The sequence below is a fragment of the Aurantimonas sp. 22II-16-19i genome (assembly GCF_002088275.1).
GTDB lineage: Bacteria > Pseudomonadota > Alphaproteobacteria > Rhizobiales > Rhizobiaceae > Jiella.
In genome coordinates, this window is the sequence record NZ_AQQS01000009.1 from 17492 (window position 1) to 29495 (window position 12004).

The 12004-nt window shown below is 68.0% G+C and carries 12 protein-coding genes; 9 read left to right on the top strand and 3 right to left on the bottom strand.

Annotation, left to right across the window (positions count from 1 at the left end; all coding sequences use genetic code 11):
- The first annotated feature begins 78 nt into the window (after positions 1–78).
- Positions 79–273: a hypothetical protein gene (locus tag ATO4_RS27030; protein WP_139802351.1), complete on the top strand. Its 195-nt coding sequence runs from the start codon at positions 79–81 to the stop codon at positions 271–273.
- Between the two features lie 72 nt (positions 274–345).
- Here ATO4_RS27030 and ATO4_RS09380 read toward each other — a convergent pair whose 3' ends face one another.
- The gene (locus ATO4_RS09380) at positions 346–1260 is read right to left on the bottom strand and encodes an alpha/beta fold hydrolase (protein WP_083591263.1); all 915 of its coding nucleotides are present in this window, start codon (positions 1258–1260) and stop codon (positions 346–348) included.
- 206 nt (positions 1261–1466) lie between these two features.
- Between ATO4_RS09380 and ATO4_RS09385 the strand changes: the two genes are divergently transcribed.
- The 8 genes from ATO4_RS09385 (at position 1467) to ATO4_RS09415 (ending at position 10501) form a co-directional block, all read left to right on the top strand.
- Entirely contained in the window at positions 1467–3305 is a 1839-nt protein-coding gene (locus tag ATO4_RS09385) for a methanol/ethanol family PQQ-dependent dehydrogenase (RefSeq protein WP_139802352.1), read from the top strand.
- Between the two features lie 80 nt (positions 3306–3385).
- On the top strand, positions 3386–4027 hold the full coding sequence (locus ATO4_RS09390; RefSeq protein WP_083591265.1) for a gamma-glutamylcyclotransferase family protein: 642 nt from the start codon (positions 3386–3388) through the stop codon (positions 4025–4027).
- 340 nt (positions 4028–4367) lie between these two features.
- Positions 4368–4604, top strand: coding sequence for a hypothetical protein (locus ATO4_RS27035; RefSeq protein ID WP_139802353.1), 237 nt, complete (start codon positions 4368–4370; stop codon positions 4602–4604).
- Positions 4605–4920: 316 nt separating this feature from the next.
- Entirely contained in the window at positions 4921–6156 is a 1236-nt protein-coding gene (locus ATO4_RS09395) for a hypothetical protein (RefSeq protein WP_083591266.1), read from the top strand.
- A gap of 371 nt (positions 6157–6527) precedes the next feature.
- On the top strand, positions 6528–7337 hold the full coding sequence (locus ATO4_RS09400; RefSeq protein WP_083591267.1) for a transglutaminase family protein: 810 nt from the start codon (positions 6528–6530) through the stop codon (positions 7335–7337).
- Positions 7338–7559: 222 nt separating this feature from the next.
- Positions 7560–8939 (top strand): 3-deoxy-7-phosphoheptulonate synthase class II, encoded by a 1380-nt coding sequence (locus tag ATO4_RS09405; RefSeq protein WP_083591268.1) that lies wholly within the window; start codon positions 7560–7562, stop codon positions 8937–8939.
- A 125-nt stretch (positions 8940–9064) separates the two neighbouring features.
- Positions 9065–9871 (top strand): class III extradiol ring-cleavage dioxygenase, encoded by an 807-nt coding sequence (locus tag ATO4_RS09410; protein ID WP_083591269.1) that lies wholly within the window; start codon positions 9065–9067, stop codon positions 9869–9871.
- A gap of 42 nt (positions 9872–9913) precedes the next feature.
- Positions 9914–10501 carry a hemerythrin domain-containing protein gene (locus ATO4_RS09415; RefSeq protein ID WP_083591370.1) on the top strand — a complete coding sequence of 196 codons (588 nt, stop codon included), beginning with the start codon at positions 9914–9916 and terminating at the stop codon, positions 10499–10501.
- Here ATO4_RS09415 and ATO4_RS09420 read toward each other — a convergent pair.
- Positions 10455–11144, bottom strand: a complete 690-nt coding sequence (locus tag ATO4_RS09420) for a DedA family protein (protein WP_083591270.1) — start codon at positions 11142–11144, stop codon at positions 10455–10457. The two genes, ATO4_RS09415 and ATO4_RS09420, sit on opposite strands and share 47 nt — an antisense overlap.
- A gap of 170 nt (positions 11145–11314) precedes the next feature.
- Complete coding sequence (locus ATO4_RS09425) at positions 11315–11878, bottom strand: DUF1003 domain-containing protein (protein ID WP_083591271.1); 564 nt, start codon at positions 11876–11878, stop codon at positions 11315–11317.
- Between the last annotated feature and the right edge of the window lie 126 nt (positions 11879–12004).

Genomic DNA, 12004 nt, shown 5'->3' on the forward strand with positions numbered 1-12004 from the left:
CAGTCAAGCAGAATAACCCGAGACAAGCGGCGCAATTGCGGCAAATGCCGCGGATTTCGCGCCCGTGGCCGCGACGCCGTGACCCGCGGCCCCGCGCCTCAGTCGGCCAGCTGCTCCCGCAGCCAGTCGACGAGGGCGCTGTTCTTCGACGAACTGCCGGGCTGGATGGGGATGGTCGGCATTGCGCTGATCGGCGGCGCCGGCGCGATGGCGGTCTGGCGGCCCGCCGGGGAGCCGCCCGTCAGGCCGGAAGAGGAGGCGAGGCCGCGATGACCGCTTCGGTCTGTTGCGACAGGCGCTGCCGCGCCGGCAGCCGGTGAGCCGCCCGCCGCCCCCGCCTGCGTCTCAGTCCGCCGCGCTCGGACGCTCGCCGCCCAGCAGGAAGCGTGTCGCCACGGGCCAGAGCGTTCCCCGCATCTCGCGGCGGAAGAAGCCCATATGGCCGATCGCGCCGCCGGCCTCGTCGGGGCCGAGCCAGATTTCCTCGACATCGGCCGCCGCGAAGCGGTCGAGCAGCGCCGACACCGCCTTGCGGGTGCCCCAGCGGTCGTCGGTGAGGCCGATCGACAGGAGCGGCAAAGCGACCCCGGCGAAGCGTTCCGATTCGGGGACGGCCGGGTCCGAGAAGAAGAAGTCCGGCGTGCGGCACCAGCGCGCCCAGTCGCGGAAGATCGGTCCGGCCAGCGCCGTGCCGAGGCCGACGGAGGCCGGGATGTAGCCGAGAAGCCGGGTCGCCGGGACGCCGGCGAGATTCATCCGGGCAAACACCGACAAAGGCTCGGCGGTGCGGCCGTAATAGCCGTTGAGCGAGGCGACGAGACCGTAGCGCTCGAAACGCTCCGCGGCGCCGCAAAGGCCGAGGGCGACGCCGCCGAAGGAATGGCCGATGCCGACCAGCGGGCCGGGGCCGGCAGCGCTCTCGAGGGCGGCCAGCGCCGCCGGCAGGTCGAGGACGCCCCAGTCCTTCATCCGGTAGCGGCTCGCCGCCCGTCCCTTGGCCGCCGCGCCGACGCCGCGATAGTCGTAGGTGAGGACGGCGCGCGCGCCCTGTTCCACGAGATGGTTGGCGAAGGCCCGGTAGAACCGGCGCTCGACGGCGGCGGCGGCCGAAACCAGCACGGCCGGGCCGCGGCCCTCGCCGGAAAACAGCGTCGCCGGCAGGACGACGCCGTCCGCGGTCTCGGCGGTGACCTCGCGGGCCGTGACCGGGAAGAAGGCCGCTTCGGCGGCGGCGGCGGAATGAGGCGTGAAATCTGGCACAGGGCGAAATTGGTGGACGCTTACGTTCACGTCAAGCCACGACACCCAAAGTGGCGCACTCGTCGGCGCATCGCGCCGCAGGAGCCGGTTCCGGCCGATCCGGGTCGCGCCGGCGCGGCGGCTTTGCTAGGACGCTCTCGTTCGTCCGCCTTCGACGGGGCCGGCACCGATCGCCCGAACCGTCCGCATGAATGGAGCGCCGCCCGATGGCCGCCCGCCTGTTTCTCCTCCTCGCCGTCCTCCTCGGCCCCGGCCTCGGCTTCGGCGCTTCGGCCGGCGCCGAAAGCCGCGACCTTGACGCCCTGATCGCCGATCCCGCCGAGTGGCCGATCCAGACCGGCGACTACCAGAACACCCGCTATTCGAGGCTCGACGAGATCGACACGGCGAATGTCGGCAAGCTGCGCCCGGTCTGGAGCTTTTCGACCGGCGTCCTGCGCGGCCACGAGGGCGGGCCGCTGGTGGTCGGCGACATCATGTATGTCCACACGCCGTTTCCCAACACGGTCTATGCGCTCGATCTCTCCAGGGACGCCGAGATCGTCTGGAAATACGAGCCCCGGCAGGATCCCTCGGTCATCGAGGTGATGTGCTGCGACACCGTCTATCGCGGCCTCGCCTATGACGACGGCATGGTCTTTCTGCACCAGGCCGACACCACCGTCGTCGCCCTCGACGCCGCGACCGGCGCGGTGAGGTGGCAGGCAAAGAACGGCGATCCGGCGACGGGCATGGTCAATACCGCGACCGTCCTGCCGGCGAAGGGCCGGCTGATCGTCGGCACGGCCGGCGGCGAGTTCGGCGTGCGCTGCCATCTGACCGCCTATGACGAGACAACCGGCCAGCGCCTCTGGCGCGCCTACGCCACCGGCCCGGACGCGGACATGCTGATCGATCCGGGTAAGACCACCGTGCTCGGCAGGCCCGTCGGCGCCGATAGCGGGCTTTCGAGCTGGGAGGGCGACCAGTGGAAGATCGGCGGCGCCTGCCCGTGGGGCTGGTTCGCCTACGATCCGGAGCTCGACCTCGTCTATTATGGCACCGGCAACCCGGCGAGCTGGAACCCGGTGCAGCGGCCGGGCGACAACAAGTGGTCGAACAGCATCGTCGCCCGCGATCTTGCGACCGGCAAGGCGCGCTGGATCTACCAGATGACGCCCCATGACGAGTGGGACTATGACGGCGTCAACGAGATGATCCTCACCGACCAGACGGTCGATGGAACACCGCGAAAGCTCCTCACCCATTTCGATCGCAACGGCTTCGGCTACACGCTGGACCGGGAGAGCGGCGAGCTGCTTGTCGCGGAAAAGTTCGATCCGGCGGTGAACTGGGCGAAAAGCATCGACACGGATCCGGCGAGCGCGACCTATGGCGAGCCGGTCCGCGACCCGGCCTATTCGACCGATCAGGACGGCGACGGCGAGGATGTGACCACCGAGGGCATCTGCCCCGGCGCGCTCGGCGCCAAAAACGAGCAGCCCGCCGCCTTCTCGCCGAAGACCCGGCTCTTCTACGTGCCGACCAACCACGTCTGCATGGACTACGAGCCGTTCCGCGTCGCCTATACCGCCGGCCAGCCCTATGTCGGGGCCACCCTGCGGCTCTATCCGGCGCCGGCCGGCCAGGGGTTCGAGGCGGAGGGTGTGATGGGCTCGCTCACCGCCTGGGACAATCTCGCGGGCGAGATCATTTGGGCGCTGCCGGAGCGCTTCTCGGTCTGGTCCGGCGTTCTGGCGACCGCCGGCGACCTCGTCTTCTACGGCACGCTGGAAGGCACCCTGAAGGCCGTCGATGCGCGGACCGGCGAGGCGCTCTATCGCTACAAGACGCCGTCGGGCATCGTCGGCAACGTCACCACCTATGCCCATGAGGGCCGGCAATATGTCGCCGTCCTGTCGGGCATCGGCGGCTGGGCGGGGATCGGGCTGGCGGCCGGGCTGACCAATCCGGACGACGGCTCCGGCGCGGTCGGCGCCTATCAGAGCCTGTCGCGTTACACCGCGGCGGGCGGCGTGCTGACGGTCTTCGCCCTGCCCGAATGAAGCCGCAGAGAACGCGGCCGACGCCATGGCCGACGACCAGACCGACGCCCTGACTGAACACTTGCCCGGTGAGACCGACGATGCAGCATCCCCCGCTCCACGAAGACCATCCGGACCTTCAAGCGCTCGCGGCCGAGGGCCGCGTCGTCGCCTATTTCGGCTACGGCTCGCTGGTCAACCCACGCACCCTGCGCACGAAGTTTCTCGGCATCCGCCGCGCCGAGGCGGCCGGCTGGCGGCGCACCTGGCTGCCGAGGGAGGCCGGCGAGGAGATGTCGCTGCTCTCGGTCAAGCGCGACGAGGCGGCGGGCGTCCACGGCGTCGTCGTCTACGACCTCGTCGACCACCTGCCGGCGGTCGACGAGCGCGAGGCCGGCTATGCCCGCCGCATCGTCGATCTGTCCCGCCTCACCGTCGAGACGCCGCCGCTCTCCGACATTCCCGTCTACATCTACGAGGCCCATCCCGCCGCGCCGACCGCCGAGGACCGCCAGTCGGCGATCCTCCAGAGCTATCTCGACGCGGTCATGCAGGGCTTCCGCATGCTCTATGGCGACGACGGCCTGAGGCGCTTCGTCGAGGAGACCCACGGCTTCGAGACGTGGCGCCTGGCCGACCGCGCCGCGCCGCTCTATCCCCGTTCGGTGACGCTGGACCACGGCGAGGCGGAACTGTTCGACAGGCTTCTCGCCCTGCGCGGCCTGCGTGACATCTCCGAATAGCGAATAGCGAATAGCGAGTGGTGAGTAACGAGGGCGAGGGCCGCGACCGGGCGAGGCGGGCACTGTCCGGCTCGCCTTGACCGGACAGGCGAGCCCGCCCCGCGTCTCTTCAGGCATCACGAGGAATTTTGTTTACACGTCCACCGTGCTCCTGGCAGATGTTCCGCAGGGTCAGGTGGTTGCCGGGTCTTCGCCCGCTGGCCGGCGAGGTGTCTGCCTCTGCGGTGCTGGCCAGAGGTTTCTGGCGGGACTTGCCGGGCCGGGATGTCGTGGCTCGACGTTCCCCGCGCCGAGCTTTGGTGGCAGGTCCGGGCGCAGATCGTCGTAGCGGAGTTCGGGCATGGCTTCGGCATGGTGCCGTGCGGTTGCAAGTGAACGGCTCGTCCGGGTCCTGATCGCGGGCCTGGCGCTCGCCTCGGCACTGGCCGCTCCGGCGGTCGCCCAGGTGCCGGACCACGTGCCGGGCACCATCTGCTTCACCGAGCGGTTCTGGTGTTGGGCACTACCCCCCGGAACGCCGGGAGCCGATTGCGTCTGCCAGTCCGTCGCCGGGCCCCAGAAGGGCAAGCTCGGCTAGGGCATGATCCCGAAAAGTGGGAACCGGTTTTCGGGAAAGACCATGCGGCAAGAAGACAAGAAGAGGAGTGAGCGCGATCGAAGCTGATCTCATCCCGCTCTAGGCCCGACACGGGCCACGCCGGACCCTGTTCCGGCGGAAGCATGCGGGGGGGCGAAGCGATCGAGCTGGATCGCGATCGGGGTGATGCCATCCCGCACCGGAAGCGGATCCGGGACGGCCGGAGCAGGTGCCGCGCGAGAGCATGCGAGGTCGGGCTTGTGCCGCGTGAGCCGAGGCCGGCTCATCGCGCTCCGCATGCGGCCGGGAGGATGCCGTGGAATATCTTCGTCATCTGCAGCAGGATGCGCTCCTCGTCGTCAATTTCGGCCTGAAGAGCGGCAAGCTCGACGATGACGGCCTGTCGACCGCCATCGCGAAGGTGGCGGCCAGGCCCGATATCGATCTCGCCGCGCCCGAGGCCCTCGCCCTGCAGCACGAGTTTCGGTTGGCGCTGCAGAAGATCCAGCCGGTGACGCTGATCGACCTGCAGAGAGGGTTCGACCCCTTTGCCCGGTCGAGCGACGGCAAGCCGGTCCCCGTGGCCCGCACACGCTTCGCCTTCGTCAGCAAGACCGCCTTCATCGTCGGTGCGCTGCTTCTGGCGTTTCTGTGCGCCTACTATACCAGCTGGCAGCGGGAGGCCGACAAGCTGTTCGCCGCGATGGCCGAACTGGAGGGGGAGCGGGCGACGGCGATCCTCGACGAGATCGTCTTCACCGCCCATGGCGCGAAGAATCTGTTCGACCTCGATGCCGCCGATGCCGGCCAGAATTCGGCGGTCGCCGCGCTGAACGAGCGGATCGAGGCATTGCGCCGCTATGATTCGGTGGTGGGAGCCGCGGCCGCCAAGTCCGCCAGCCTGATGCAGGATTTCAACGTCTTCCAGCGCGTGAGCTATTCGGTGATGTCGCTCGCCCGGCTGTTCGGGGACGATGGGAGGCTCTCCCTGCCACAGGGAGATTGCGGGCTGTTCACCGCGCCCGCGGCCGGCCGGGTGATCGAGATCGCGGCGAAGAGCAGCATCGAGGTCTTTGCCGACGGCATCGACAAGATGAAATACGCGCGATATCTCATCCGCTGCAAGATCGGCCTCGCTGCCTCGGACAGCCAGTATTCCCTGATCCAGAGCTTCATCACCGGCAACGTCGATTCGATCCGCGCGCTCTATCCGGTCGTCGCCCAGTGGATCCTGCCGGCGCTCTACGGCTCCTTCGGCGCCATCATGTATTTCATGCGGATCTTCATCGCGCCGACCTATCCGGACCCTGCTGCGAGCGTCGTCGTCTTCCGCGTCATTCTCGCCGCCTTCACCGGTATCTTCGTCGTCTGGTTCATGACGCCGTCGGTGCTGGGTGATGCGGGGATCGTCAGCCTGTCCTTCGGCTCGCTGTTCCTCGCCTTCATCTTCGGCTTCAGCATCGACATCTTCTACGACATCCTCGACAAGCTCGCCCGCACCGCCGGCCATGCGGTCGGCCAGCTCGGCTCGGGGGGCAAGCCGGCCGGCTAGAGCATGATCCCGAAAAGTGGGAACCGGTTTTCGGAAAAGATCATGTGGCACTCGGAGCATGATCCCGAAAAGTGGGAACCAGTTTTCGGAAAAGATCATGTGGCACTCGGAGCATGATCCCGAAAAGTGGGAACCGGTTTTCGGACAAGATCATGCGGCACTCGGAGAATGGAGCGGGATGCCGATCGAAGCTGATCTCATCCCGCTCTGGACGCTCAGCCGCCCGTACTTTCGCCCTATCGTCATTTTCGTCCGGCTCTGTCATGGTCGCTCGAAGTCATGAACGTGGCGTCGGCCGGCCATTGTCGTCCGGCTGCCGAGACCGACAGCCATTCTCCAGTCGGGCGCCTGCCCGGGAAAGCGTTGCAGCGATGCGGATTCACCTCGGTTGCCGGCTCACCTACGAGTTCCCCGCGCCGACGCCGATGATCGTCATCCTCAACGTCCATTATTCCCGCGTCGGCCGGCTGGAGCGGCCGGATCACCTGCAGACCACCCCGCATGTGCCGGTCGAGAGCTATCGCGACAGTTTCGGCAACTGGTGCAACCGGCTGGTGGCCCCCGCCGGCACCTTCGTGATGGGCACGGATACGGTGATCGGCGACGACGGCCTTGCCGACGAGCAGGGTTTTGGCGCCATGCAGCACCGGGTCGAGGACCTGCCGGCCGAGACCATCCTGTTCCTCCTGCCGAGCCGCTATTGCGAGAGCGACCTCCTTTCGAACGAGGCCTGGCGGCTGTTCGGCCACACGCCCGAGGGCTGGGCGCGGGTGCAGGCGATCTGCGACTTCGTCCACAACCACGTCACCTTCGGCTACGAATTCTCGCGGCCCACCAAGACCGCCGCCGAGGCCTATTCGGAAGCCCGCGGCGTCTGCCGCGACTTCACCCATCTCGCCGTCGCCTTCTGCCGGGCGATGAACATCCCGACCCGCTACTGCACCGGCTATATCAGCGACATCGGCGAGACGCCGCCTCACGGCGAGATGGATTTCGCCGCCTGGATGGAGGTCTATCTCGGCGGGCGCTGGTGGACCTTCGATCCGCGCAACAACAAGCCGCGCATCGGCCGCATCCTGATCGCCCAGGGGCGCGACGCCGCCGACGTGCCGCTGACCCACACCTTCGGCCAGAACACCCTGACCGGCTTCAAGGTCTGGACCGACGAGATCGTCGGCTGACGTAGAGGGCGCGGCGGCTCTGGCCCGTTTCGATCGGCCGATTTGCCTGGCGCATCCGGCAAACGCTGCGCCGGCGTCATCCATGATGACAAACTGGTCGATAAGTGCTTAAACGCCGCCCACGTGTCGAGCGCGGCGTGATCAGGTCCGGTTCCACACGCACAAACCCACGAAGACACAGAGGCGAGGAACGACCGGCTGGCCCGGTCAGGAGACATTGTGATGGCGAAGGATTGGACACCGTCGAGCTGGCGCGCAAAGCCCGTCATGCAGATGCCCGACTATCCGGATCCCGAAGCGCTCGCGGCGACCGAGAAGCGTCTCGCCAGCTATCCGCCGCTGGTTTTTGCCGGTGAGGCGCGCAAGCTGACGCGCTCTCTGGCCGAAGTCGCAGACGGCCGCGCGTTCCTCCTCCAGGGCGGCGACTGCGCCGAGAGCTTCGCCGAGCACGGCGCCGACAACATCCGCGACTTCTTCCGCGCCTTCCTGCAGATGGCCATCGTCCTCACCTTCGCCGGCGCCCAGCCGGTGGTGAAGGTCGGCCGCATCGCCGGACAGTTCGCCAAGCCGCGTTCGTCGGGCTCCGAAACCAAGGACGGCCAGACCCTGCCGGCCTATCGCGGCGACATCGTCAACGGCATCGAGTTCGACGCGGCCTCCCGCATTCCGAACCCGGAGCGCCAGATCATGGCTTACCGGCAGTCGGCGGCGACGCTGAACCTTTTGCGCGCCTTCGCGCAGGGCGGCTACGCCAATCTCGACAACGTCCACCAGTGGATGCTCGGCTTCGTCGCCGGCAGCCCCGAGGCGGACCGCTACCGGGCGCTGGCCGACAAGATCTCCGAGACCATGGCCTTCATGCGGGCGATCGGCATCGACGCCGAGAACCACCCGTCGCTGCGCGAGACCGATTTCTTCACCAGCCACGAGGCGCTGCTGCTCGGCTACGAGGAGGCGATGACCCGCGTCGATTCGACCTCCGGCGACTGGTATGCCACCTCCGGCCACATGATCTGGATCGGCGACCGCACCCGCCAGCTCGACCACGCCCACATCGAGTTCTGCCGCGGCATCAAGAATCCGCTCGGCCTGAAATGCGGCCCGACCTCCGATCCCGACGATCTGATCCGCCTGATCGACCGGCTCAACCCGGAGAACAAGGCCGGCCGGCTGACGCTGATCACCCGCTTCGGCCACGAGCGCGTGGAAGAGTGCCTGCCGCGGCTGATCCGCGCCGTCGAGCGCGAGGGCAGGAAGGTCGTCTGGTCCTGCGACCCGATGCATGGCAACACGATCACGCTGAACCACTACAAGACCCGGCCCTTCGAGCGCATCCTCGCCGAGGTGGAGGCCTTCTTCGCGGTGCATCGGGCGGAAGGCACCCATCCGGGCGGCATCCACATCGAGATGACCGGCAAGGACGTGACGGAGTGTACCGGCGGCGCCCGGCCGATCCTCGCCGAGGACCTGTCGGACCGCTACCACACCCATTGCGATCCGAGGCTCAACGCCAACCAGGCGCTGGAACTCGCCTTCCTCGTCGCCGAGCTCCTGAAGAAGGACCACGCGGCGGCGGAGCAGAAGGTCAAGGCGGCGGGGTAAGCGCTCGCCGCGGCATCTCCTTCGCGATCCACCTTAAACGGTGAACGATGCGTCGGGCCTTCTCGGGCCTGACGCGGTCACCTCAAGCGCATAGTCTCCGGAAGGTTCGTTTCCGGAGACCCACCATGCTGCCGACCCTGTTCCTCTCCCACGGCTCGCCCGACATCGCGGTGGCCGAGACGCCGGCGACGGCGTTCCTGCGGGATCTGGCGGCGAGCCTGCCGCGGCCGCGGGCGATCGTCGTCGCCAGCGCCCATTTCGAGGCGACGGGCCGCGTCCTCGTCACCGGCGACGCGCAGCCCGAGACCATCCACGACTTCGGCGGCTTTGCGCCGGAACTCTATGCGATGCGCTATCCGGCGCCGGGAGATCCGGCCCTGGCGCAGGAGATCGCCGCGGGGCTCGGCGCGGCCGGCCTGGCGGCCGGCGTCGCCACCGGGCGGGGCTTCGACCATGGCGCCTGGGTGCCGCTGATCCTGGCATATCCGGCGGCCGACATTCCCGTCCTCGAGGTCTCGGTGGATCCTGCCCGCGATGCCGCCTACCACTACCGGCTCGGCGAGGCGCTGGCGGGTCTTGCGGGGCGGGGCGTCCTCGTCGTCGGGTCCGGCTCCCTGACCCACAATCTGCGCGAGGCGTTCCCCAATCTGCGCGCCGGCCGGCGCCAGGCCGAGGTGCCGGACTGGGTGGAGGCCTTCGCCGCCTGGATGGGCGAGCGGCTGGCCGAAGGCGACGTCGAGGCCCTCCTCGACTACCGCCGGCGGGCGCCCTTTGCCCGCGAAAACCACCCGACCGACGAGCATCTGATGCCGCTCTATGTCGCGCTCGGGGCGAGTTCGGGAATGGGAGCGGGGACTTCGACCATGCTGCATCGAAGCCGCGACTTCGGCGTTCTCGCCATGGAAGCCTTCGCCTTCTCCAGGGCCGCCTGACACCCCGCACGAAACCCCATCTCTCACGCGCGAAAGGACATGATGAGCGAGAGCTTCGATCTCGATGCGCGCCCCGGCCTGCCGGCGGACCTGCGCCATCTCCTGGAAAAATACCCGCGCGAGACATGGCAGGGCCATGCCAACATCGAGGGAACGGCGCGGTTCTGGCTGTCGCGCCACGACATGTTCCGCGAGCTCGGCCGCGCGCTGGCCGAGGCGCTCGAACAGGAGCGGGAAGGGCAGGTGGCGATGGAGCCGTTCAAGCGGTGGTTCGTGCCGCGGCTCGGCTTCTTCCTCAACGAGCTCGAAGGCCACCACCAGATCGAGGACCTGCATTATTTCCCCGCCTATCAACGGGCCGAGCCGCTTCTGGCCCGCGGCTTCGAGCTGCTCGACGCGGATCATGTGACGATCCACCACGATCTCGAGCAGGTGGCGGCGGCGGCGAACGGCTTCCTCGCCGCGACGGCCGCGGCGGAGGCGGGCTCGGATGCCTCGCGAAGGGCCCGCGACGCCTATTCGATGGCGAGCGAGAGGCTCCTGATCCGGCTGCTGCGCCACCTCGAGGACGAGGAGGACCTCGTCATTCCTTTGATCCTTGATCGCGGAGACGCTGCCCTCGAATCATGAGGCGCACGCGGCGCGGCGCGCCGGGGCCGCCCGCATCCTCCTCGTCCGGCCCGCGGCGGGGGCGACGCCACCATGCAGTGACGACCGGGCCCCATTGCCGCCAGCCGAAATAGACGGTGATGAGCACCGCGACGCCGCACAGGACGTAGAGTGCGCCCTGCTCGAATACCTGGAGGTTGGCGAAGACCGACCAGATCGAATAGCCGAAGACGTAGCCGATCGTCGTGAAGATCGAGGCCCACAGCGCCGCGCCGAAGAAGTTGAGGACGGTGAAGCGGGTCAGCGAGATGCGCGACATGCCGAGCGCCACGAGGCCGGGCATGCGCAGCCCGTAGACATAGCGGTTCACGATGACGAAATAGGCCTGGTAGCGCTCCACCAGGGACAGCGCGCTGGCAAAGCGCGGCTTCTCGCGCCAGGCCCGCACCCACCGGTGATTGGACGAGAACCGCGCGAACAGGAAGACCGCCAGATCGCCGCAGAAGGAGCCGGTGAAGGCGAGGGCGATCATCATCTCGAACGGATAGGAGCCGCGATAGGCCAGAAACCCGCCGATGATCGCGAAGACCTCGCCCTCGAAGAATGTCCCGGCAAGAACGATGACCGGGCCGAACTGGGCGATCAGGGACAGGATCTCGTACACGTATTCTCCGAATCCGCTGGCTGTCGTTTCTCGAAGCGGCCCTGGGCGTTGCGGCTAGCCCGGGCCGCGGTCGTCCGCCGCCCGGCGCCGCCTTGTTTCAGAACTTTGCGGCACAAGAAAGTGGCATCCCGTTGCCCGGCCGACAGGGGGGCGAGGCCGCCGCCCGCGCCTCAAGGCGCTTCGCCGCCGCCGCCGCGCCGCTCGAGCCTTTCCAGGCGCTCCGCGATCTCCGCTAGAAGGCGCTTGGTCTCGGAAATTTCAAGATCCCGCAGCCGATCGAGCTTGTCGTGCAGGCCGAGAATCTCGATCTCCGCCTTCAGGTTGACCTCGTAGTCGCGGCTCGCCTCGCGGCGATCGCGGGCCGCCGCGCGATTCTGCGACATCATGATGATCGGTGCCTGGATGGCAGCCAGCATCGACATGACCAGGTTGAGGAAGATGTAGGGGTAGGGGTCGAAGGCCGCGCTGGCGAGAATCACGGTGTTGATCACGGCCCAGGCGAGAAGGAACGCCACGAAGGACACGATGAAGCCCCAGGACCCCCCGATCTCGGCGAGCCTGTCGGCCATCCGGTCGCCGAAGCTCGCGCTCTGGGGCGCCGGAGGCTTCAGCTCCGAGGTGATCGGGCGGCGCAGGCCGATCAGCTCGAGAACCCGCTTCTCCCGCGGTGCGAGGCTGTCCGCGGACTGGCCGAACCAGCGCTCCGCCCCGTCATGCCCGTCATGTCTCGCCATCGTCCTTGTCCGTCCTGCGTGCCGGCGCGGCCCCGATGGCATGGTCGCCCTTGCCAACTCGCCGCTCACCCTGTTTTGAACCGTCCAGAGACATAGAGGATTGGCGCCGTGCCGAGGAGTTGCCTT

Excerpts from the sequence above, each read along its gene's own strand:
- ATO4_RS09385 (WP_139802352.1), top strand. The coding sequence starts at position 1,467 with ATGGCCGCCCGCCTGTTTCTCCTCCTCGCCGTCCTCCTCGGCCCCGGC.
- ATO4_RS09390 (WP_083591265.1), top strand. The coding sequence starts at position 3,386 with ATGCAGCATCCCCCGCTCCACGAAGACCATCCGGACCTTCAAGCGCTC.
- ATO4_RS27035 (WP_139802353.1), top strand. The coding sequence starts at position 4,368 with ATGGCTTCGGCATGGTGCCGTGCGGTTGCAAGTGAACGGCTCGTCCGG.
- ATO4_RS09400 (WP_083591267.1), top strand. The coding sequence starts at position 6,528 with ATGCGGATTCACCTCGGTTGCCGGCTCACCTACGAGTTCCCCGCGCCG.
- ATO4_RS09405 (WP_083591268.1), top strand. The coding sequence starts at position 7,560 with ATGGCGAAGGATTGGACACCGTCGAGCTGGCGCGCAAAGCCCGTCATG.
- ATO4_RS09410 (WP_083591269.1), top strand. The coding sequence starts at position 9,065 with ATGCTGCCGACCCTGTTCCTCTCCCACGGCTCGCCCGACATCGCGGTG.
- ATO4_RS09415 (WP_083591370.1), top strand. The coding sequence starts at position 9,914 with ATGAGCGAGAGCTTCGATCTCGATGCGCGCCCCGGCCTGCCGGCGGAC.
- ATO4_RS09425 (WP_083591271.1), bottom strand. The coding sequence starts at position 11,878 with ATGGCGAGACATGACGGGCATGACGGGGCGGAGCGCTGGTTCGGCCAG.